Raw genomic sequence first — 21,616 nt, 5'->3', positions numbered from 1 at the left:
CACTCCTTTGGAGCCGTCACTCATGCGCGCGGCCTATTGAACGGGTCGTGAATCGGCGAAGGTTACAGCGTCAGCGCGGCCTTCAGCCCCAGCACGGTGACGTCGTCCGCCTGGGCATAGCCGCCCGGATGATGGATGAACTGAATGTTGGGGCGCATCTCCAGCCATTCGGCGGGGTGAATGCTGTAATACACCTCGGCGGCATATTCCGATCCCTGCACCGCAGGCCGCGTCGGGTCGAGCCTTTGCCCTTCGGCCACGCGCCCGTTCACATGGGTCCGCGCCACGCCGATCCCCAGCACGTCGCCGGGCACGGCGGGGACCAGCCCCTTGTAGAACAGGCCGGCGGCGACCTGATTGTCGGTGACGCTGGTCGCCCGGTCCGCCTGGGTGGCGTTGACGAAGACGCTGAGGCCGTTTTCCGCCTTGCCGTCCTTGGTTGCGCCGGTCAGCTGTTGCTGGATGTTGATATAGACGCCGTAGCGGCTGGTGCGCTCGAGCGGGGCCAGGCCAGTGATCGCTACGGGTCTGCGATTGACGTCGAGGAACACGTCCGGCGCATCGGCGGTGCCGACCCAGCCGCCCAGCTTGTACGATCCGATCCGCCCGGCGCTGGGATGGTTGATCCAGCCGATCTCGGCCGGGACCAGCACCCCGGTCGCGCCCTTGAAATGGCCGATGAAGAAGTCGTTATCCAGGTTGCGCGGATTGATCTCATAAACCGCGCCCTGGACATACAGATCGTCGCGCGGTTCGTAGCGCAGCCGCAGGCCCCATTGGCTGACCGGCCAATTCTGCCAAGTATCGCCGACCAGATTGCCCGGCTGCGCGCCGCAGAAGCTCAAGTTCATGAAGTGGCAGGAGAAGATGGCGAAGTCCTCGCCCGGATTGGTGCGACCGAGCTTCACCTCGAACCGGTCGCCGATCCGCTGTTCATACCAGAATTGGGTCAGGCGCAGCGTCTGGCCCCGGCCATAGACCTCCTGCACCTGTTGCAGCGCGCCCAGCCCGGCATCCTCGGTCAGGTTGCGACCGCGGCGATAGGTCAGCGTCGCCTGGAACGCGCCGCCCTTCAGCCCCATCACCTTTTCCAGATCGAACAGCGCGCCGGCATCGAACTGCCCCGTCTCGCGGAACAGCGTCTTGCGCCCGCCGGTGACGTTGACCGCGCTTTCCGAGGCATAGCGCGCGGTCACGGTAATGCCGCGCCGCCCCAGCCGGGTGCGGATGTCGTGCCAGTCGCCGATCAGCCCCGGCGGCGGTGTACGGCGGGTGTCGGCGGTGATGGCGGAGGGGGCGCTGTCGGAGGGGCGCACCGCGCGGCGGCGGGGCGGGCGCTGCGTATCGCCGGTGGCGGCTTCGGGGATGACGCGCGATGCGGTCGGTACCGGATCGGTGGTCTGCTGGGCAGTGGCCGCCACCGGTGCGGCGGCCATTATCGGCGCCCAGCCCCAGATCATCGCCCTGTTCATAACCCCTTGTCCCCGAACCTTATCGTTGCGGCAGGCAAACGATCCGGTCGGGAAAAGGTGCCGTATGCGTCAATCCTCCCCGGTACGGGGGGCCATCCTAAGGATGGTGGAGGGGGCGTGCCGCCAGGTCAGTCCTATGGGGCAGGCCCCCCTCCGTCAGGGCTTACGCCCTGCCACCTCCCCGTGCCGGGGAGGAGTGGGTCAGGCTTCGTTCACCGCGCTACGGACCTGGTCGATATATTCCCCGTACCCCTGCTCCTCCATCTCTTCGAGCGGCACGAAGCGCAGCGCCGCCGAGTTGATGCAGTAGCGCAGGCCGCCGCGATCGCGCGGGCCGTCGGGGAAGACATGGCCCAGATGGCTGTCGCCATGCGCCGAGCGGACCTCGGTGCGGATCATCCCATGGGTGGTGTCGCGCAGTTCGTTGACATGGGCGGGCTCGATCGGCCGGGTGAAGCTGGGCCAGCCGCAATGCGAATCGAACTTGTCCGCCGAGGCGAAGAGCGGCTCGCCCGAGACGATGTCGACATACAGGCCCGGCTCGCGCGTGTTCAGATATTCGCCGGTGCCGGGGCGCTCGGTGCCGCTCTGCTGGGTCACATAATATTGCTCGGGGGTCAGCCGCGACAGGGCTTCCTCGGTCTTGGCATAACGGGTGTCGGCCATAGGGGGCTCCTTTCGAAAAGGTCAGGCTTGGGCAGGTTCGGCGGCGATCTGGCGCAGCGCCTGCTCGAAGGATTCGGGCGGCTGGCCACCCGAGATGAGATAGCGATTGTCAATCACGATGGCGGGCACCGACTGGATACCGCGCCCCTGCCACAGTCGCTCGGCCTCGCGGACTTCGGCGGCGTAGCGGTCGGAGGACAGGATCGCGCGAGCCTCGTCTTCCGGCAAACCCGCACGGGTGACGGCGGCGAGCAGGACGTCGTGGTTGGAGATATCCTCGCCGCGCGTGAAATAGCTGTCGAACAAGGCGTGCTTCAGCGCGGCCTGCCGACCTTCCATCTCTGCCCAGTGAAGAAGCCGGTGCGCGTCGAAGCTGTTATAGATTCGCGCATCGTCGCCCATCGTCATGGTGAAGCCGACCGAGGCGGCCCGCTCGCGGATATTGGCGCGGTTGGCCGCTGACTGCTCGGGCGTCGCGCCATATTTGCGACCGATATGCTCGACGATATTCTCACCCTCGGGGGCCATGGCGGGATTCAGCTCGAAGGGCTGAAAATGGATATCGGCCTCGACCGCATCGCCCATCCGCTCCAGCGCGATCTCCAGCCCGCGCAGCCCGATGATGCACCAGGGGCAGGAAATGTCGGAGACGAAGTCGATACGAAGCGGGCGGGGCATGGGCGGTCCTGATTGACGTGGCCGCGAACGGCGTTGGACCCTATGTGGGAAAGCCGAACGCCTGGGCAAAGGGGCGGGAACGCAAAGCTGCGTTTCGCCCTTTGACCGGACACCCTCTTTCCGCGCCCCGCCGCGCCTGCGACCAAGGAGTTAAGCCCATGACCCGAACTGTGCTCGTCACTGGTGCCACCGCCGGGATCGGAGCCGCGACCGCGCGCGCCTTTGTCGCGGCGGGATGGCGGGTGATCGGGACGGGACGCCGCGCCGACCGGTTGCAGGCGCTGGCCGACGAACTGGGCGAGGCATTCCACTCGCTCGCCTTCGACATCACCGATGAGGCTGCGCTCGACGCCGGATTGGCCAGCCTGCCGCAGGATTTCGCGGCCATCGATCTGCTCATCAACAATGCGGGGCTCGCGCTCGGCACCAAGCCGGCGCAGGACAGCGATCTCGCCCAATGGCGCACGATGATCGCGACCAATATCGACGGGTTGATCACCATCACCCACCGGCTGCTCCCCCGCCTGATCGAGCGACGCGGGGGCATCATCAACCTGTCGTCGGTGGCGGCGAATTATCCCTATACCGGCGGCAACGTCTATGGTGGGACCAAGGCGTTCGTGAAGCAATTCTCGCTCAACCTGCGCGCCGACCTGCATGGCAAGGGGGTGCGCGTCACCTCGATCGAGCCGGGCATGGTCGAGACCGAGTTCACCACCGTCCGTACCGGTGGCGACCAGGCGGCGTCGGACGCGCTCTATGCCGGTTCCAACCCGATGACCGCCGAGGATATCGCCGCGACCTTGCTCTGGGTCGCCGAATTGCCGCCGCATCTCAACATCAACCGGCTGGAACTGATGCCGGTCAGCCAGTCCTTTGCCGGCTTCCAGGTCGCGCGGCAGGGGTAAGGGGTTCAGAGCGGTCGGTGCATCACCAGCGCATCGACCGCCCCCAGGGCGGGGTGTCGGAAGGCGCCGGGCACCCGGCCGACGATCGCAAAGCCCAGCGATTGCCAGAGATGGACGGCGGCGGCGTTGGCGCTTACCACGAAGTTGAACTGCATCGCCGTGAACCCCTGGTCCCGCGCTTCGTCAAGGGAGTGCAGCGCCATCGCCCGCGCCACCCCGCGCCCGCGCGCGGCGGGATGGGTCATATAGCCCGCATTGGCGACATGGTCCCCGCCGCCCGCCTGATTGGCGCGCAGATAATAGGTGCCGAGGATCCGGCCATCCTCCTCGAACACGAAGCTCGCCCGGTCCGCCCCCAGCCAATAGGCGAGCGCCGTCTCCTGCGTCATCGCCGGGTCGAGCGCATAGGTCTCGCCCGCGCGGATCACCGGCAGGATGATCGCGGCGATGGCGGTGGCGTCGTGCTGTGTCGCGGGGCGAATCGGCATGGGGCTTCTCCGGTTCGAAGGGGGAGACGGCAATCCGGATTCCTCCCGGATAGCGTCATACCGAAACCCGGCCCTAACGCCACGCGCGGGAGGAAGATCATGCCATTTTCACAAGATATTCGGGCCCAATTGCTGACGGAGGCCGAGGCGGATGTCCGCCGCTGGTGCTGCCCTAAGGATCAGCGAGTCGATGGGCGACGTCTGCCGGATACGCATTGGCTATCGCTGTTTGCCGGTGACGTGACAAAGGAGGATGCGCATCGCTTTCTCATCACCTTTCTACTGACCAACCGGGTCGCCTGGCAGACAGAGGGCGTCGCCCAAGCGATCATGGATGTGCGGGCAATGCAGGCTTTCGATCCGCTGGAAGAGATTCCGACATTGGCCATGAATCTGCCGACGGGAGGACCTACGCGGCAACATAGCTCCGCCGCGAGCAAGATCGCGACCTTCGCCCGGCCCGAGGCAGATGTCTTTATCTGGGATCGCTTGGCCAGCAAGGCGGCCCGCTATCGCGACTGGCATCGGGGTGGGCACACCGGATGGCGGCGACTGAACAGCCTCTATCGTCGGAATGGCGGGCATGATTATCCCGGCTTCTGGCAGGCCTGTGCGCGGGCGCGAGAGGACGAACGGGAAAAGCCTGACTTTCGGGCGGCACGCGATCGGCTGATCGCGGATTTCCGGGCCGGCGCAGGCGGCGAGGACATGGCCGATCCGGCACGCGTGCCCGACGGCTTCATCGAACGGCGGCTGCTCGACAAGCTGATGTTCGCCGAAGGCCGCTGGATCGAACGTCACCGACCATAAGGGCAGGGCACCGGCGGGGCAGAGGCTTCAGCTTCGCCGGGCGTTCTGCGCGATGGCCACCACCACGGCGGCCAGCAGGCCGAGCGGAAACCACAGCCCGAACTTGCCGGTCAGCAGGCCGATGAACCCGAAGATCAGCAAGACGCCAAAGGGGGAAAGCTTGTTCATCGCGCCAGTCTAAACGCGATGCGGCAGGACGCGCCATGATGGGCCGTCTAATCTGGGTTATGATGTCTGAAGGATCGTCCCTGACGATCGAGCGACTTATAGAGTAAGTCGCTGGAGCGGGCGAAGGGATTCGAACCCTCGACCCCAACCTTGGCAAGGTTGTGCTCTACCCCTGAGCTACGCCCGCTCTGGCGTTCCGGCCGGTAGATCCCGGCGGGGTGAGGCGCGCTAATAGATGGGGGTTTTCGAACCGGCAAGCGCTTTTTTCAAAAATTTTGCATTGGCGACTCCGTCATGAGAACATTACAAGAACATATATGGAGGAGCCCTTCGCACTGATCGACCGTCTGCGTCGTGCCGCCAGCCTGGCGGCGCGCGCCGAGGAGGGCGAGCGGAATGCCGGCGATGCGCTGGCGCAAGGGCTGGGCCGTGCACAACTGCATGAGATTCATGCATTTTTGCAGGAAGAGGCGGCCAGTGCCGCCGGCTTTGCGATCGGATGCGTGCTGGTCGCCAGCGCCCGGCCGATCCTGTGGCTGCGCACCGAAGCGGCCGAGCGGCAGGGTGGGCGACTCCATGGGCCGGGGCTGATCGCGATGGGGCTCGACCCGCAGGATCTGGTCGTGGTGGTGGTCGCCGATGATTCGGCGCTGCTGCGCGCGGCGGCCGATGGGGCGCGCTGCCCCGGGCTCGGCACGGTGATCGCCGAGGGGTGGGGCGCGATGCGCGGTTATGACCTGACCGCGTCGCGCCGGCTGATGCTGGCGGCCGAAGCCTCGGGCGTGGTGATGATTCTGTTGCGCGTCGGCGGACAGGTGGCGCCCAGCGCGGCGGTAACCCGCTGGTCGGTCGCGTCGGCGCCCTCGCGCGCACTGGCGGCGGATGCGCCGGGCGCGCCAGCCTATGACCTCGAATTGCTGCGCCGACGGGGAGGGCCCGCGGGCGCCCGGTGGCGTGTGGAGTGGAACCGTGACATGCAAAGCTTCGATCCCGCGCCGCTATCTGGCGCTCGTCTTCCCCTGGTTGCCGATCGAACGGTTGCGGATCGGCCGCCCGCACCTGTTCGTGGCACGCGATGAGGCCCCGATCGCCTTTGCCGAATCGGTGGGTGGCGCGATTCGCCTGGCCGCGCTCGATCCGGCGGCGCGCGCGGCGGGGCTGTCGGTCGGGCTGACGCTGGCCGATGCGCGGGCACGGGTGCCGACGCTGGAGATATTCCCCTATGATCCGGCCGCCGATGCCGATTGGCTGGAGCGGCTAGCCGAGGGAGCGCGGCGTTACAGCCCGGCCGTGGCGCTCGACCCGCCACAGGGGTTGGTACTCGACAGCGCCGGTGCGGACCATCTGTTCGGCGGCGAGCGCGGACTGGCCGAGGATATCGAGACGCGGATGGCGCGGCGCGGCATCACCGTGCGGCTGGCCTATGGCGACACGCCCGAGGCGGCGCGGGCGCTGGCCCGGCATGCCGGAACCCCGGCCCCGGACGAGATGGGGGCGATCCGCCGCCTGCCCGCCGCCGCGCTGGAACTGGACGAGGATGCGTGCGCGGCGCTGATGGCGGCGGGGTTGAAATCGGTCGGCGATGTGCTGGCCCGGCCGATGGCGACGATCGCGGCGCGCTTCGGACGCGAGGCGGCGACGGCGCTCCGGCGGCTGACCGGCGAGGAGGACAGTCCGCTGACCCCGCGCGTCGTCGCCGCACCGATCGGGGTGGAGCGCCGCTTTGCCGAACCGGTGGCGCGGACCGAGCATATGCTGGGCGTGCTGGAGGAACTGGCGGGGGAGGCGGCGCGTGCGCTGGAGGAACGGCATGAGGGTGGGCGCCGCTGGGACGCGCGGCTGTTCCGCGCCGATGGCGAGGTGCAGGCGTTGCGGGTCGAGACGGGGCAGCCGACGCGGGACCCGGCCGTGCTGCTGCGGCTGTTTCGCGAGCGGATCGAGGCGCTGGCCGATCCGCTCGATCCCGGTTTCGGCTATGACCTGATCCGGCTGGATGTCGGGCTGGCCGAGAAGTTGGATGCCGTGCAACTCCGGCTGGAAGGCGGGGAAGCCAAGGCAGAGGCGGTCGCCGCGCTGATCGATCGGCTGGGCACGCGACTGGGGCGCGAGCGGGTGCGGCGAATCCATCCGCGCGACAGTCATATGCCCGAACAGGCCGAATTGCTGCTGCCCGCGACCGACAGCGCGCCCAAGGCCGAATGGACCCGGCCCGAGCCTGGCGAGCCGCCGCTGCGCCCCATCCATCTGTTCGACCCGCCTCAGCCGATCGAGTCGCTGGCCGCCGAGACGCCCGACGGGCCGCCGGCACGCTTTCGCTGGCGGCGGAAACTACACGACGTGGCGCGCGCCGAGGGGCCCGAGCGGATCGCGGGCGAATGGTGGCGCCGCGCCGACATGGCGCCGCCGACCCGCGACTATTACCGGGTCGAGGATGTGCGCGGGCGGCGCTTCTGGATCTTCCGCCACGGCCTTTACAGCGAGACAGAACGGCCGCGCTGGTATGTGCACGGCCTGTTCGCGTGAGAGGCTTCGCCGAACTGGTCGCGGCGACGCATTACTCCTTTCTCGACGGCGCGAGTGCGGCGGAAGCGATGGTTACGCAGGCAATCGCGTTGGGGCTGGACGGTATCGGCATTGCCGATCGCAACACGGTGGCGGGTGTGGTGCGAGCGCATCGGGCCTTGCGCGAGCTTCGCGAGAAGTTTGGCAAGAAGATGGGGCTCTTCGAACTGGTCGTTGGGGCCCGCCTCGTCTTTGCCGACGGGACGCCGGACATCGTCGTCTATCCCGTCAATCGCGCAGGCTGGGGACGGCTGACTCGGTTGCTGACCCGGGGCAACTCGCGCGCGAAGAAAGGCGGCTGTATCCTCGGGCTAGGCGATCTGACCCGTCATGCCGAGGATCTCCTGCTGATCGTCCGCCCGGAATCCACCGCGCGGCCGTGCGAGCCGATACCGGACGCGATGCTGCCGCCCAAACGCGCCGATCCGGGATTGGCGGCGACGCTCGACCGGCTGGTGGCGGTGGCGCCGGGCCGGGTGTGGCTGGGCGTGACCATGCCGAGGGAGGGCGCGGACCGGCGGCGGCTGGCGGCGCAGGCAGCCTTGGCGGAGTCGCGCGGCGTGCCGCTGCTCGCCACCACCGATGCGCTGTTCGCCGAACCCGCCGACCGACCGGTACAGGATATACTGACCTGCATCCGCGAAGGGCTGACCATCCGCAGCGCGGGGCGGCAACTGGCGGCGAATGCCGAACGGCATCTGAAACCGGCAGCGGAGATGGCGCGGCTATTCGCCGACAGGCCAGGGGCGGTAGCGGAGAGCCTCGCCATCCTCGACCGGATCGAGTTTCGGCTGAATCATATCTCCTACCAATATCCCGACGAGCCGGTGCCCGAAGGGTGGGAGGCGCAGGACTGGCTGGAGGAACTGGTCCGGCAGGGGGCCGCGGAGCGATTTCCCGAGGGCGTGCCCCCCAAGCTGCGGGCCACGCTGGACGAGGAGCTCAAACTGATCCGAGAGAGCGAGTATGCGCATTATTTCCTGACCGTGCACGATGTCGTGCGGTATGCGCGCAGCCTGGAGCCACCCATTCTGTGCCAGGGCCGGGGTTCGGCGGCCAATTCTGCGGTGTGCTGGATCCTGGGCGTGACCTCGGTCGATCCGACCAAACATGATCTGCTCTTCTCGCGCTTCGTCTCGGCCGAGCGCAAGGAGCCTCCCGATATCGACATCGATTTCGAGCATGAGCGGCGCGAGGAGGTGATCCAATATATCTATGAGCGATACGGCCGTCACCGCGCCGCGATCGCCGCGACCGTGATCCATTACCGACCGCGCAGCACAGTGCGCGAGGTCGGCCGTGCGCTGGGGCTGAGCGAGGATATCACGCAAAGGCTGACCAGCACCGTCTGGGGCAGTTTCTCGCAGCGTTTCGAGGAGAAGCGGTTCCACGAGACCGGCTTTTCCCCCGACAATCCCGAGATCGGGCGGCTGCGGACCTTGGTCGACCGGTTGCTGGGCGCGCCGCGCCATCTGTCGCAGCATGTCGGCGGCTTCGTACTGACGCAAGGCAGGCTCGACGAGACCGTGCCGATCCACAACGGCGCGATGGAGGGGCGGACCTTCATCGAATGGGACAAGGACGATATCGACGAGCTTCGGATCATGAAGGTCGATATCCTGGCGCTGGGGATGCTGACCTGTATCCGCAAGGCGTTCGACCTGATGGCGGCGAACGGATTGCCGCGCCCCAAGCTGGATACGCTGGCGCAGGACGAAGACAAGTGCGTCTATGAGATGCTGCAAAAGGGCGATAGCATCGGCGTGTTCCAGGTGGAGAGCCGTGCCCAGATCAACATGCTGCCCCGGCTGAAGCCCGCGCGATTCTATGATCTGGTCGTACAGGTGGCGATCGTCAGGCCGGGACCGATCGAGGGCGACATGGTCCATCCCTATCTGCGTCGCCGGGCGAACAAGGAGAAGGTCGAATATCCCTCTCCTCATCCCTGGGAGGGGGATGCTGACGAGTTGAAGGCCATTCTGAAGGACACGTACGGCGTGCCGCTGTTTCAGGAACAGGCGATGAAGCTGGCCATTGTCGCGGCCAAGTTCACGCCCGACGAGGCCAATCAACTCCGCCGCGCCATGGCGACGTTCCGCAATGTCGGCACCATCCAGAATTTCCGGGAGAAGATGGTCGGCGGGATGGTCAAGCGCGGTTATGAACAGGACTTTGCCGAACGCTGCTTCAAGCAGATTGAGGGGTTCGGCTCCTATGGCTTTCCCGAAAGCCATGCTTTGTCCTTTGCGCGGCTGGTCTATGTCTCGGCCTGGCTGAAATGCCATCAGCCCGCGATCTTCACCTGCGCGCTGCTCAATGCCCAGCCGATGGGCTTTTATGCGCCCGCCCAGCTCGTCCGCGACGCGCGCGAGAATGGCAAGGTCGAGGTGCGGCCGGTCGATGTGAACTATAGCGGCTGGGACAATCGGCTGGAGCGGCGCGAGGACGGCGCGCTGGCGCTGCGGCTGGGCTTCCGGCAGGTCGACGGGTTTCGGGAGGAATGGGGAACCCACATCGCCGATCACGCCCCTTATGAAGCCATCGAGTCGGTCGCGATACGCGCGAAACTGCCCCGCCGCGCGCTCGACCTGCTGGCGCAGGCCGATGCCTATCGCTCGCTGGGACGCGGACGGCGCGAGGGGCAGTGGGAGGCACGGCGGATGAAGTCGGCGCAACTGCCGCTGTTCGCCGCTATGCAGGCCCCCGAAATGGCCGCCGAGCCGGAGGTGGATCTGCCACCCATGCCGCTGTCCGAACAGGTCAGCGCCGATTATCGGGCGACCCGGCTGTCGCTGAAGGGCCATCCCATGGCGTTCCTGCGCCGCGAACTGGCGAGTGAGGGCATATTGTCCGCCGCCGATCTCCATAACCTGGCCGATGGGCGCCGCGCCAAGGTGGCAGGGGTGGTGCTGGTGCGCCAGCGGCCGGGCAAGGGTAATGCGATCTTCATCACGATCGAGGACGAGACGGGAATCGTCAACGCGCTGCTATGGGCGCGCGATTTCGAGGCGAACCGGCGCGCGGTGATGGCTTCGCGGCTGATGCTGATCCACGGCGTCGTCCAGCGCAGCGAAGAGGGCGTCGTCCATCTGATGACCGCCGGCGTCGAGGATCGCAGCGCGATGCTCGCCCGGCTGGAGGATGTGCGCGTCGCGCCCACCCGCTCGCACGATCCACGCGGTCCTGTCGCCCAGCGCGGCGTCCATCCGCGCGACGTCCGGCTGCTGCCCCGTTCGCGCGATTTCCATTAGGGCAACCACCATCACCCTTCCCCTCCAACTGGAAGGGAGGCGCGAAGCACCGCAAGGGCGAGGAGGTTCTGCCCCATGACCATGCCGATTTATACGATCGACCCTGTCTCCAAGGGCTTGTGCGCACCCCCCGCCATGCCATATTTTAGCGCCATGGCCCCGAACAGCGATCTTCTCACCCATCCTCTGGGGATGGCCGGCAATGGGCCCGGCCAAGGTCCCGGTCATGGCCCGGATCACGGCGATGACGAGGGCAATGGCCTGGGCGTCGCGACCCGTACCCGCGCGCGTACCAAGCAGCCGACGCCGTACCGCGTCCTGATGCTCAACGACGATTATACGCCGATGGAATTCGTCGTGCTGTGTCTGCAGCGCTTCTTCCGGATGAGCATGGACGATGCGACCCGGGTGATGCTGCACGTGCATCAGCGCGGCGTGGGGGTGTGCGGCGTCTTCTCTTATGAGGTCGCCGAAACCAAGGTGGCGCAGGTGATCGACTTCGCCCGCGCCAATCAGCATCCTCTGCAATGCACGCTGGAAAAGGCGTAAGCGACGGCCGTTAACGCCTCCCTGGTACCGGGAGGTGACAGGGCGAAGCCCTGACGGAGGGGGACTTTCATGCAGGACGTCCTCTGTGGCACGTCCCTCCACCACCGCTTTGCTGCGATCCCCCTCCCCATGCGGGAGAGGATCACGACATCAAAGTAACGCCTTCGCCGCCTGCCGACCGGACAACCAGGCGCTCTCCACTCTCGGCGCGATGAGCCAGTCGCCGCACGCCGCCAGGCCGATCTCGGGCCGGGAATAGGCCCCGATCCCCGTCTTGCCCGACCGCGCATAGCGCCAGCGATGCGCCGCCGCATGCACGGGTTCGGGAAGCGGTCCGGTCTGCTCCTCGAAAGCATGGAGCAGCGCCGCCACCACGGTCTCTCGATCGCTTTCGAGATGATGCCGCGACCAGTCGGGCGCCGCATGGATCGTCCAGGCCTCGCCACCGTCATGCCCCGGTTTGGCCGAATGGCGCGCCGCCCAGTCGATCGGATCGCGGATGTCAGCAATATCCGCCACCGCCAGCCGCGTCTCGAACCCCAGCATCACCGTCCAGCACGGGCCCGAAGGGCAGGCCATGGCGCGCTCCGCGAGTGACGGATCATGCGAGGCGATCAGCGGCGGAACCTGCTCGGCCGGGATTGCCAGCACCAGTGCATCGAACGGCCCTTCACGCCCTTCGTCATCGATCAGGATCCAGCCGGCGGCGTCCCGCTCCACCGCCCGGATATGGGTTGACCAGCGGACGTCCTGCTTCTCCGCCATATGCGCCACAATGGCGGCCATGCTGGGCACGCCGACCCAAGCGTCCTCACCGGCGGCGGGCCAGCGGGCAATGATGCCCGCACCCTCCCAATCGGTGACCTGCGCCAGGAAGGCCGGATCGCGTGCCGTCAGATATTGCGCGCCATAGTCGAAGGCAAAGTCATGGCCGCCCGCCGATAGCGATTTGCTTGCCATACGTCCGCCCGGACGGCGCCCCTTGTCGAACAGGCGGACGGCGCATCCCGCCGCGGCCAGCCGCGTCGCGCAGGCCAGACCCGCCATGCCCGCCCCGATGATCGCCGCCGAACGCACCATAATCTCTCTGCCACCATAATGCCTGCACGAGCCCGATGGTTACGCGCGGTGATCGCAAATGATCCGCATCTTGGTCGCAAGCATTGGGATTGATCCATGATGATTTTTTATTCGGACTGAGCCCGAATGGAGGATCAACCGGCCGATGGGCACGTTGTTACGCGCGAGGAGCGGCGGGTTTGTCCGCCTTTGGACGAAGACATGCCGCCATTTTCATCGCGCAACGTCGAACGCACAAGGCTGAGATTGGCCGGGTATTGGTCATCATCTTGCCGGCATGTGCTTGGCCAAGCGCCATTTTCTTTCCCGCTAAGGCGAGCATGAGGCGAAGGCATGGAAGACTATAAGACGGTACTCGAAGGCAAATGCCCCTTTGGCGGCGACCGGATCGGCGGGGCCTTCACCACGCCGCCGACCTTGACCGAATGGTACCCGAACCGGCTGCGCGTCGAACAGCTTCACCGCCATGGGCCGCAGGCCAATCCGCTCGGCGAAGACTTCGATTATCGCGCCGCATTCGCCAAGATCGACCTTCAAGAGCTGAAGGCCGAGATCAAGCGCTTCTTGACCAGCTCGGTCGCCTGGTGGCCCTCCGACTATGGCAATTACGGGCCGCAGATGATCCGCATGTCGTGGCACTCGGCGGGCAGCTATCGCATCGCCGACGGGCGCGGTGGTGCTGGCGAGGCGATGCAGCGTTTCGCGCCGATCAATAGCTGGTGGGACAATGGCAATGTCGACAAGTCGCGTCGCCTGCTCTGGCCGATCAAGCAGAAATACGGTGCCGCGCTGTCCTGGGCGGACCTGATCGTCCTGACCGGCAATTGCTCGCTCGAGATCATGGGGCTGCCGACCTATGGTTTCGGCGGCGGGCGCGAGGATGCCTGGGAGGCCGATGACGCGACCTATTGGGGCCCTGAAGTCTTCGACATGACCAAGGTCGATTCGTTCGACGAGATGGTCAATCGCGACAAGCGCTGGCGCGGCCAGAATGGCGATGCCGATTATGATCTGGAACAACCGCTGGCCGCCTCGCACCAGTCGCTCATCTATGTGAACCCGGAAGGCCCCTATGCCAGCGGCGATCCGATGGCCTCGGCGCGCGACATCCGCATCACCTTCACCCGTATGGCGATGAACGATGAGGAGACGGTGGCGCTGATCGCCGGCGGCCATGCCTTCGGCAAGAGCCATGGCATGGTGAAGGCCGACCGGATCGGCGCGCCGCCGGAAATCGCGGCCATCGAGGAAATGGGCCTGGGCTGGCACAATCCCGAAGGCACCGGCAATGCCGAGTTCACCATGACCAACGGCATCGAGGGGAGCTGGACCCAGAACCCGACCCAGTGGGATAACAGCTATCTCGAAAATCTGCTGGGCCTGGAATGGGAGCAGACACGCAGCCCGGCGGGCGCGCTGCAATGGACGCCGGTCAATGCCGACGCGCCGCGCACGCCGGATGCGCATATCGCGGGCAAGAGCCATGCACTGATGATGATGACCAGCGACATCGCGCTGAAGGTCGATCCCGTCTATCGCCCGATCTGCGAGCGGTTCCTGAACGACTTTGACTATTTCACCGAGCAATTCTCCAAGGCCTGGTACAAGCTGACCCACCGCGACATGGGCCCGCGCGAGCGCTATGTCGGCCCCGAGGTCACGATCGAGCCGGACCTGTTGTGGCAGGATCCGATTCCCGAGCGCGACTACGAACTGATCGACGCGGCCGACATCGCACAGTTGAAGCAGCAGCTTCTGGGCAGCGGCCTGTCGGTGTCGGACCTGGTCTTCACCGCTTTCTCGGCCGCCGTCACCTATCGCGATAGCGACAAGCGCGGTGGCGCCAATGGCGCGCGGCTGGCGCTTGCCCCGCAAAAGGATTGGGCGGTCAACCGTCGCACCGTTCCCGTCATCGCCAAGCTCCGCGAGATCATGGATGCGTTCAACCAGGGTGCGGCCGGCGGCAAGCGCGTGTCGCTCGCCGACCTGATCGTGCTGGGCGGCACGGCGGCGGTCGAGAAGGCGGCGGCGGATGCGGGCTTGGCGCAGGACGTGCCCTTCACCGCCGGGCGTCGTGACACGACCGATGAATTGACCGATGCCGACAGCTTCGAATGGCTCAAGCCGGTGGTCGATGGCTTCCGTAACTATGTCGATGATCAGTTCGCCGAGGTGACGGCGGGCCGCGTCGCGCCCGAGGAACTGTTCCTCGACAAGGCGGCGCTGCTCAAGCTCAGCGCGCCCGAATGGGTGGTGCTGACCGGCGGTCTGCGCGCCTTGGGTGCGAATTGGGACGAGAGCGAGGCGGGCCTGTTCACCGACCGGGTTGGGGTGCTCAGCAACGACTTCTTCCGCGTGCTGACCAGCATGGACTATGTCTGGACCAAGCAGGATGAGGCCGGCCTGCGCTTCACGCTCGATGACCGCGACAGCGGCGAGACGCGGTTCACCGCGACGCGCAACGACCTGATCTTCGGCGCCAATTCGCAACTGCGCAACATCGCCGAATTCTACGCCGCCGAGGATGCGCAGCCGCGCATGGTCCGCGACTTCGTGCGGGTGTGGACCAAGGTGATGACCGCCGATCTGTTCTGACGGCAACAGGGGCGGTCCGGATCGGATCGCCCCGACGGCCGGCGGAGATGGCGATGGCCCAAGTGAAGGTCTGGTATGACGGCGCTTGTCCGCTCTGCCGCCGAGAGATTGCGGCGATGCGGCGCTGGGCGAGGGGGCGTTAGTCCCGCGTCACCGCCCCTCGGGCAACCAGCTCAGGTCCAGCCCGTCGAACCGGTCGACATAGCGCGCCTCGCGCACCAGCCGGGGTTCGTCGAGCAACTGGACGCGGCCGCTGTTGCGCGCGATCAGGCCTTCTTCCTCCAACTGGCGCAGCATCCGGTTCACATGAACCGCGGTCAGCCCGATCGCATCGCCCATTTCCTCCTGGGTCAGCCCCAGCGCGAAGGAATCGCCGACCTCCACCCCGGCTTGGCGCATCTGGCCGCGCAGCGACAGCAACAGCGTCGCCACCCGCTCGCGCGCCGAGGTGCGACCCAGTCCCGCCAGCCGATCGGTGGTGATCACCCGCTCGATCTGGTTGAGCACCAGAAGCAGGCTCATCAGCCGCGGATGCTCCTCCGCCAGCCGCGCCATCTGAGTCCGCTCAAAGGCGCAGACGACCGAGTTGGTCACCGCCACGATCGTATCGAGCGAGCGGCCATAGACCAGCGCCGACAGGGCGAACAGGTCGCCGGGGAACAGGAAGCGCACGATCTGCCGGCTGCCATCGTCGAGCAGCACATAGCACATCAGCGTGCCTTGCTGGACCACGAACAGTTCGTCATTCCGTGAATGCTCGTCGATCAGCACCGCGCCACGTCGTAGCGACCGGGGCCGTTCCTCGAACCGGGCCAGCGTCTGTCGCTCGGCCGGGGTCAGGGCGATCCATTTGTGGAGGCGATCCGCAAGTCCGCTTTTTGACACTGACACTCCATTTTCCCAGCGGACAAGTGCCTTAGCCATGGAAGACACGTCGTTGCATTAATATCGATCAACCGGCCCTCGGCTGGCGCGATCGTCGGCTTTCGCGATCGATCCCGATGGCGGCACGGCGTCACCCGATCGCCGGGCCAAAAGCATGCACGACCCTTGGCGGTGGCGCATGCGTCCGCTAGGAGGGCCGGTCTATGGACCGTATCCTCATTCGCGGCGGCAACCGGCTGTCGGGCCGCCTGAAAATCTCGGGCGCGAAGAACGCCGCGCTCACCCTGATGCCCTGCGCGATCCTGACCGACGAGCCGGTGACGCTGCGCAACCTGCCGCGCCTCGCCGATGTCGACGGCTTCGGCCATCTGCTCAACCAGATCGGCGCTTCGACGCGGGTCGAGGGCACGCGGCCCGAGGATTTCGGCCGGGTCATGACGATCCGTGCGGGCCAGCTCTTCTCGACCGAGGCGCCATACGACATCGTGCGCAAGATGCGCGCGTCGATCCTGGTGCTCGGCCCCATTTTGGCGCGTGCGGGCGAGGCGCGGGTGTCGCTGCCCGGCGGCTGCGCGATCGGCAACCGCCCGATCGATCTTCACCTGAAGGCGCTCGAAGCGATCGGCGCCGAGATCGAACTGACCGCCGGTTACGTCAAGGCCAGCGCGCCGGGCGGGCGCCTGTCGGGCGGGCGCTATACCTTCCCGGTGGTGTCGGTCGGCGCGACCGAGAATGCGCTGATGGCCGCGGTCACTGCCAAGGGCACGACCGTGCTGGGCAATGCCGCGCGCGAGCCCGAGATCGTCGACCTGTGCCGCCTGCTGATCGCGATGGGCGCGCGGATCGACGGCGTGGGTACCGAAACGCTGACCATCGAGGGTGTCGATCGGCTGCACGGCGCCACCTATTCGGTGATGCCCGACCGGATCGAGGCGGGCTCCTATGCCTGTGCCGCCGCGATCACCGGTGGCGATCTGGAACTGGTCGGCGCCTGTGCCGAGGATATGCGCGCGACGCTTGCCGCGCTGACCCAGGCTGGCGTGACGGTAGAGGAGAGCCGCGACTCGATCCGCGTCACCGCCCATGGTCCGCTGCAGCCGCTGAACCTGTCGACCGCGCCCTTCCCAGGCTTCGCGACCGACATGCAGGCGCAGTTCATGGCGATGCTGTGCAAGGCCGAGGGCACCAGCACGCTGACCGAGACGATCTTCGAGAACCGCTACATGCACGTGCCCGAGTTGGCGCGGATGGGTGCGGACATTCAGGTCCATGGCCGGACCGCGATGGTCAAGGGCGTGGAGAAGCTGACCGGCGCGCCGGTAATGGCGACCGACCTGCGCGCCTCGATGAGCCTGATCCTGGCGGGTCTCGCCGCCGAGGGCGAGACGTCGGTGAGCCGCGTCTATCACCTCGACCGCGGTTATGAGCGGCTGGAGGAAAAGCTGTCGGCGGTAGGTGCCGATATCGAGCGCGTCGGGGACTAAACCCATTTCCTCCCCTGTAAGGGGAGGTGGCAGCGCATAGCGCTGACGGAGGGGTGTCCCGCTATCGAGAGCGCGACACCCCTCCACCATCCTTCGGATGGTCCCCCTCCCCTTGCAGGGGAGGAATAGAGTTCCCTACGTCACCAACCGCCGCAGCGTCTCCACCCGGTCGGCCTCGGCCGCCGGCTTGTCGGTGCGGATGCGCGCGATGCGGGGGAAGCGCATCGCGACCCCGGATTTGTGTCGCTTCGATTCGTGAATCGAATCGAACGCGATCTCCAGCACCAGTGTCTTTTCCACCTCGCGCACCGGTCCGAAGCGCTGGACGGTATGCGCCCGCACGAAACGGTCGAGTTGCCGCAACTCTTCGTCGGTGATCCCGGAATACGCCTTGCCGACGGGGAGTAACTCGCCATCCTCGGTCCAGCAGCCGAAGGTATAATCGCTATAATAGCTCGACCGCCGGCCATTGCCGCGCTGTGCATACATCATCACGCAATCGGCGGTCAGCGGATCGCGCTTCCATTTGTACCACAGGCCGACGCGCCGCCCGCCGCTATAGGGCGAATCGCGGCGCTTGAGCATCATCCCCTCGATCGCGGCATCACGCGCGGTGGCGCGCAGGGCTTCCAGCGCAGTGAAATCGTCTGCCTCGATCACCGCGCTGACGTCGAAGCGATCGGGGTCGAGCCGGGTGGCGAACGCCTCCAGCCGCTGGCGCCGCTCCGTCCAGGGGAGGGCGCGGACATCCTCGGTCCCGTCGACGAGAATGTCGTAGAGCCGGACGAAGGCGGGATAGTCGGCCAGCATCCTGGCCGACACCGTCTTGCGCCCCAGCCTTTGTTGCAACGCGTTGAAGCTGGCGGCACCCCCGCCATCCTCCAGCGTACCGCCCTGATGCTCGCCCTTGACCAGCAATTCACCATCGACCGCCCCGATTGCGTCGAAGGCGCTGGCGACATCGGGAAAGGCGTGGGTCACGTCGTCGCCGGTGCGGCTGTAGAGCCGGGTCTGTCCGGCGACATGGACGATCTGCACCCGGATGCCGTCCCATTTCCATTCGGCGGCATAGTCGGTCAGGTCGACCCGCAAATCCTCCAGCGGATGGGCAAGCATGAAGGGGCGGAAGACCGGTACATCGGCGGGCGTCGGCTGCGCGCCCGCGCCCTCACCCCAGGCGAAAAGTTCGGCATAGGGTGGGGTGAGGCCGTGCCAGACTTCCTCCACCGCCTCCACATCCAGCCCGAAAGCTTGCGCGAAAGCGGTCTTGGCGAGCCGCGCCGACAGGCCGATGCGCAAGCCGCCGGTGGCCATCTTGAGCAGCGCGAACCGCTCCTCCGCCGTCATCCGGTCGAGCATATCGGCCAGAACGGCGGGCGCGTCGGAGCGGGAGAGGTGGCGCAACCGCTCCACCACCGCGCTGACCGACAGCGGTTCGGAATCAAGGGGACGGTTGGGGGCGGGCCAGAGCAGCGCGACCGTCTCCGCCGTGTCGCCGACATAATCGCGGCTCATGCGGAATAGCACGGGATCGACCTGCTGTTCGATCAACGCGCGAATCAGCGCAGGCTTGACGCCGGGCAAGTCGAGATCGCCCGTCAACGCCGCCATCGCCCAACCCCGGTCGGGATCGGGCGTGGCGGCGAGATAGTCCGCGACCAGCTTCAGCTTGGCGTTGCGCGACCGCGTGTAGATCAACGCGTCGAGCAGCGCGGCAAAGTCGCGCATCGGCGGATCAGTCGATCGCGTTCTTCACCGACTTGCCCGCGACCAGCCCGAGCACGAGGAAGATCACGAACAGCGCGATCGCGATGAAAAACAGGATCTTGGCGATGCCGACGAACGCACCGCCGATCCCGCCGAAACCGAGCGCGCCGAGAATAAGGCCGACGACGAGAAATGTGATGGCGAGCTTGAGCATGGGGCAATCCTCCTGACCTGATAAGGGCTTAACCGGCGGGGAGGGTCGGTGTTCCGATGGCCGGCCCGTGCGGACCAGAGTCTCTCTTGTCGATCGTCGGCGCGCTGCGGTACAAGGGGCGCGGTCTGACAGGGCAGGGTTGCATGACACCGACACGCCACGATCATCGCGTCATGCCGGCTCCCCGGCATCTTCTTCTCTGGGGCGTGTTGGCGCTGCTCCTGACGGCGCCGCTGATCGCCATGCAGTTCACTGACGAAGTCCGCTGGACGCCCTATGACTTCGCGGCCGGCGCCCTGCTTCTCGGCGGGCTCGGCCTCTCTGTCGAACTGGTATTGCGTTGGTTCCGCCGGCCCCGTCAGCGCCTGTTGGCCATCGGCGCGGCGCTCTCGGTCGTGACGCTGATCTGGCTGGACGGCGCGGTCGGGATTTTTTGACCCGGTAGCTGTCCGTTCGGCCGATGGCGCTCTGACACAAAAAAGGCCCCGGCTTCCGCTCGGGGCCTTTTTTATGGGCGTGGTTCGGCGATTAGCCCTTGCGACCAGCCTCGAACAGGAACCAGGCGCGCTCTTCAGCCTGGTCGGTCCATTCGTCGACGATGCCGCTGGTGGCATTGTCCTTGGCCTCTTCGGCGGCGTCCTTGACGGTGCGGAAGCGTTCGACGAGCTTCAGATTGTCGTCGCGCAACTCGACCAGCATGTCGGCGGCTGGCACGAATTCGCGGTCATTGTCGACGATGGTCTGGCGGCGGGCGATGTCGCCGATCGAGCGCAGCGTGACATTGCCGGTCTTGCGCACGCGCTCGGCGATCGCGTCGGTCACGCCCAGGATCTGCGTCGCCTGATCGTCGAGCATCAGGTGATAGTCGCGGAAATGGGGGCCCGAGACGTGCCAGTGGAAATTCTTGGTCTTCAGGTACAGCGCATAGCAATCGGCCAGCGCGCCGTTGAGCGCGTCGGCGACGCTGGCGGTCGCGTTGCGGTTCAGATCGGTCGGCGTATCGAGCGCCGGATTGATATCGGACATGGACTTGGCTCCCGCTGTCTGGATCGTTGCGTGAACGAACCGATGGCCCAATTGCTCCCGCAAATCCATGCGCAAAAGCCTTGGCAGAGTGATCGATAGCCTAGATCAAGCCCTTTGCCGCCAAGGCGATGATGAGGCCGGCCAGCAGCATCACCACGCCCGCCCCCGTCCGGATCAGCCGTAGCGGCAGACGCCGCCATGCCCGCTCACCCAGCAGGATGGCGGGCAGGGTCGCGCCCGCCGTCCCGATCACCGCGCCGGGCAGCGCAGCCCAAGGCAAAGGCGACCTAGCGGCGGCCACTGCGATGACGAAAGCGGGCGAATCGACGAGCATCAGCACGGCGCCGCCCAGCAGCGCGGTGCCCATCGCCCCCAACTGGGGTAACCCATAAGGCGAACCGCGCTGGGGAAGCCGCCCGAGCATGCCGATGCCGGCGCCCGCAATCGCCAGTCCGAGCAACAGCGTCCGTCCCTCCGGCGTCAGGCCGGGGCCGAGCACCGTGCCGAGCTGGACCGCCAAGGCCGCGATCGCCAATTGGGCGATGACGATGCCCAGGATCACCGCACCCGGCCGGCCGGTTTGATCGACCGTCTGGGCGGCGAGGACCGCCAATCGCCCGCCCGCATGTGCGAACAGCGTGACGACCAGGGCAGTCATCAGCGCATCCATTCAGCCCGCCAGTCGCAGCGAACAGGCCGTGGCGAAGCGGTCGGCGGCCTCATAATCCTGTCGCTCGCTCGCCACCGCATCGGTCAGCATGGCGAGCCAGCCATGAACTGGTGGCATGCCCTGACCCCGTGCCAGCGCCCGCTCGATGAAATGGGTGACGGTGACGGCGGGGGTCAGGCCATGGGCATGGGCGATCCGGCGAATCGTCTCCACCTCCCCCGCCAGGTCGGTGGCGGCGGCATAGGGAACGCTCACGTCCAGCGCGGCGATTCGCGCCCAGAGCTCGGCCCGAATGTCGGACGCCGATTCGCGTCCCCCTCCCGATTCGCTTGCACCCATTGGCTTCGTCCCATGGCGTTCCCGTTCGGCCTTCATGCCGGACGCCCCGCTCTGCGCGGGGGTG

General features: G+C 66.6%; 21 protein-coding genes and 1 tRNA gene. 9 read left to right on the top strand and 13 right to left on the bottom strand.

Features of this window, described 5'->3' with window-relative positions:
* Positions 1-62: 62 nt before the first annotated feature.
* From SP6_RS09275 to SP6_RS09265, 3 genes are all read right to left on the bottom strand, one after another.
* Positions 63-1,460 carry a carbohydrate porin gene (locus tag SP6_RS09275; RefSeq protein WP_227876562.1) on the bottom strand — a complete coding sequence of 466 codons (1,398 nt, stop codon included), beginning with the start codon at positions 1,458-1,460 and terminating at the stop codon, positions 63-65.
* Positions 1,461-1,673: 213 nt separating this feature from the next.
* Positions 1,674-2,138, bottom strand: a complete 465-nt coding sequence (msrB, locus tag SP6_RS09270; RefSeq protein WP_007406024.1) for a peptide-methionine (R)-S-oxide reductase MsrB — start codon at positions 2,136-2,138, stop codon at positions 1,674-1,676.
* 21 nt (positions 2,139-2,159) lie between these two features.
* Positions 2,160-2,816: a DsbA family oxidoreductase gene (locus tag SP6_RS09265; RefSeq protein WP_007405965.1), complete on the bottom strand. Its 657-nt coding sequence runs from the start codon at positions 2,814-2,816 to the stop codon at positions 2,160-2,162.
* Positions 2,817-2,974: 158 nt separating this feature from the next.
* Here SP6_RS09265 and SP6_RS09260 point away from each other — a divergent pair, with 158 nt between their 5' ends.
* The gene (locus SP6_RS09260; RefSeq protein ID WP_037569322.1) at positions 2,975-3,724 is read left to right on the top strand and encodes an SDR family NAD(P)-dependent oxidoreductase; all 750 of its coding nucleotides are present in this window, start codon (positions 2,975-2,977) and stop codon (positions 3,722-3,724) included.
* A gap of 5 nt (positions 3,725-3,729) precedes the next feature.
* Here SP6_RS09260 and SP6_RS09255 read toward each other — a convergent pair whose 3' ends face one another.
* A complete protein-coding gene (locus SP6_RS09255) occupies positions 3,730-4,212 on the bottom strand; it encodes a GNAT family N-acetyltransferase (RefSeq protein WP_007406017.1) in 483 nt (160 codons plus the stop codon).
* Between the two features lie 99 nt (positions 4,213-4,311).
* On the opposite strand from SP6_RS09255, the gene SP6_RS09250 reads away from it, so the two are divergent.
* Positions 4,312-5,022 carry a hypothetical protein gene (locus SP6_RS09250; protein ID WP_007405949.1) on the top strand — a complete coding sequence of 237 codons (711 nt, stop codon included), beginning with the start codon at positions 4,312-4,314 and terminating at the stop codon, positions 5,020-5,022.
* 27 nt (positions 5,023-5,049) lie between these two features.
* Here SP6_RS09250 and SP6_RS21235 read toward each other — a convergent pair whose 3' ends face one another.
* Together SP6_RS21235 and SP6_RS09240 are read right to left on the bottom strand one after the other, a co-directional pair.
* Positions 5,050-5,190: a hypothetical protein gene (locus SP6_RS21235; RefSeq protein WP_007405976.1), complete on the bottom strand. Its 141-nt coding sequence runs from the start codon at positions 5,188-5,190 to the stop codon at positions 5,050-5,052.
* Between the two features lie 112 nt (positions 5,191-5,302).
* A tRNA-Gly gene (locus SP6_RS09240) sits at positions 5,303-5,377 on the bottom strand.
* Positions 5,378-5,507: 130 nt separating this feature from the next.
* Here SP6_RS09240 and SP6_RS09235 point away from each other — a divergent pair.
* From SP6_RS09235 to clpS, 4 genes are all read left to right on the top strand, one after another.
* Positions 5,508-6,269 (top strand): ImuA family protein, encoded by a 762-nt coding sequence (locus SP6_RS09235; protein ID WP_007406007.1) that lies wholly within the window; start codon positions 5,508-5,510, stop codon positions 6,267-6,269.
* A complete protein-coding gene (locus SP6_RS09230) occupies positions 6,160-7,713 on the top strand; it encodes a Y-family DNA polymerase (RefSeq protein ID WP_227876561.1) in 1,554 nt (517 codons plus the stop codon). Before SP6_RS09235 ends, SP6_RS09230 begins: the two co-directional genes overlap by 110 nt.
* Positions 7,710-11,003, top strand: coding sequence for an error-prone DNA polymerase (locus SP6_RS09225; protein ID WP_007405962.1), 3,294 nt, complete (start codon positions 7,710-7,712; stop codon positions 11,001-11,003). The genes SP6_RS09230 and SP6_RS09225 overlap by 4 nt, the downstream gene beginning before the upstream one ends.
* A 192-nt stretch (positions 11,004-11,195) precedes the next feature.
* Complete coding sequence (clpS, locus tag SP6_RS09220) at positions 11,196-11,552, top strand: ATP-dependent Clp protease adapter ClpS (RefSeq protein ID WP_007405966.1); 357 nt, start codon at positions 11,196-11,198, stop codon at positions 11,550-11,552.
* Positions 11,553-11,702: 150 nt separating this feature from the next.
* On the opposite strand, the gene SP6_RS09215 is transcribed toward clpS, so the two are convergent.
* Positions 11,703-12,632 (bottom strand): NAD(P)/FAD-dependent oxidoreductase, encoded by a 930-nt coding sequence (locus tag SP6_RS09215; RefSeq protein WP_007406002.1) that lies wholly within the window; start codon positions 12,630-12,632, stop codon positions 11,703-11,705.
* Positions 12,633-12,965: 333 nt separating this feature from the next.
* Between SP6_RS09215 and katG the strand changes: the two genes are divergently transcribed.
* The gene (gene katG, locus SP6_RS09210) at positions 12,966-15,227 is read left to right on the top strand and encodes a catalase/peroxidase HPI (protein WP_007405955.1); all 2,262 of its coding nucleotides are present in this window, start codon (positions 12,966-12,968) and stop codon (positions 15,225-15,227) included.
* A 150-nt stretch (positions 15,228-15,377) separates the two neighbouring features.
* Here the strand turns inward: katG and SP6_RS09205 are convergent, their stop codons facing one another.
* Positions 15,378-16,112 (bottom strand): Crp/Fnr family transcriptional regulator, encoded by a 735-nt coding sequence (locus SP6_RS09205; RefSeq protein WP_232254010.1) that lies wholly within the window; start codon positions 16,110-16,112, stop codon positions 15,378-15,380.
* Between the two features lie 203 nt (positions 16,113-16,315).
* Here SP6_RS09205 and murA point away from each other — a divergent pair, with 203 nt between their 5' ends.
* Entirely contained in the window at positions 16,316-17,596 is a 1,281-nt protein-coding gene (gene murA, locus SP6_RS09200; RefSeq protein WP_007407034.1) for a UDP-N-acetylglucosamine 1-carboxyvinyltransferase, read from the top strand.
* 135 nt (positions 17,597-17,731) lie between these two features.
* Here the strand turns inward: murA and SP6_RS09195 are convergent, their stop codons facing one another.
* Together SP6_RS09195 and SP6_RS09190 are read right to left on the bottom strand one after the other, a co-directional pair.
* A complete protein-coding gene (locus SP6_RS09195) occupies positions 17,732-19,324 on the bottom strand; it encodes a cisplatin damage response ATP-dependent DNA ligase (RefSeq protein ID WP_007407038.1) in 1,593 nt (530 codons plus the stop codon).
* A gap of 7 nt (positions 19,325-19,331) precedes the next feature.
* Positions 19,332-19,517, bottom strand: a complete 186-nt coding sequence (locus tag SP6_RS09190) for a DUF1328 domain-containing protein (RefSeq protein ID WP_007407044.1) — start codon at positions 19,515-19,517, stop codon at positions 19,332-19,334.
* 86 nt (positions 19,518-19,603) lie between these two features.
* On the opposite strand from SP6_RS09190, the gene SP6_RS09185 reads away from it, so the two are divergent.
* Positions 19,604-19,954: a hypothetical protein gene (locus SP6_RS09185; protein WP_197913062.1), complete on the top strand. Its 351-nt coding sequence runs from the start codon at positions 19,604-19,606 to the stop codon at positions 19,952-19,954.
* Positions 19,955-20,045: 91 nt separating this feature from the next.
* Here the strand turns inward: SP6_RS09185 and SP6_RS09180 are convergent, their stop codons facing one another.
* The 3 genes from SP6_RS09180 to SP6_RS09170 all read right to left on the bottom strand — a co-directional run bounded on the left by SP6_RS09180 (position 20,046) and on the right by SP6_RS09170 (position 21,552).
* Entirely contained in the window at positions 20,046-20,543 is a 498-nt protein-coding gene (locus SP6_RS09180; protein ID WP_042468886.1) for a Dps family protein, read from the bottom strand.
* A 100-nt stretch (positions 20,544-20,643) separates the two neighbouring features.
* Entirely contained in the window at positions 20,644-21,201 is a 558-nt protein-coding gene (locus SP6_RS09175) for a TMEM165/GDT1 family protein (protein ID WP_158005340.1), read from the bottom strand.
* Between the two features lie 12 nt (positions 21,202-21,213).
* Positions 21,214-21,552: a hypothetical protein gene (locus tag SP6_RS09170; RefSeq protein WP_037570177.1), complete on the bottom strand. Its 339-nt coding sequence runs from the start codon at positions 21,550-21,552 to the stop codon at positions 21,214-21,216.
* Positions 21,553-21,616 lie beyond the last annotated feature (64 nt).

The sequence above is a fragment of the Sphingomonas paucimobilis NBRC 13935 genome (assembly GCF_000739895.2).
Lineage (GTDB): Bacteria > Pseudomonadota > Alphaproteobacteria > Sphingomonadales > Sphingomonadaceae > Sphingomonas > Sphingomonas paucimobilis.
This window is presented reverse-complemented; position numbering and strand designations above follow the sequence as displayed.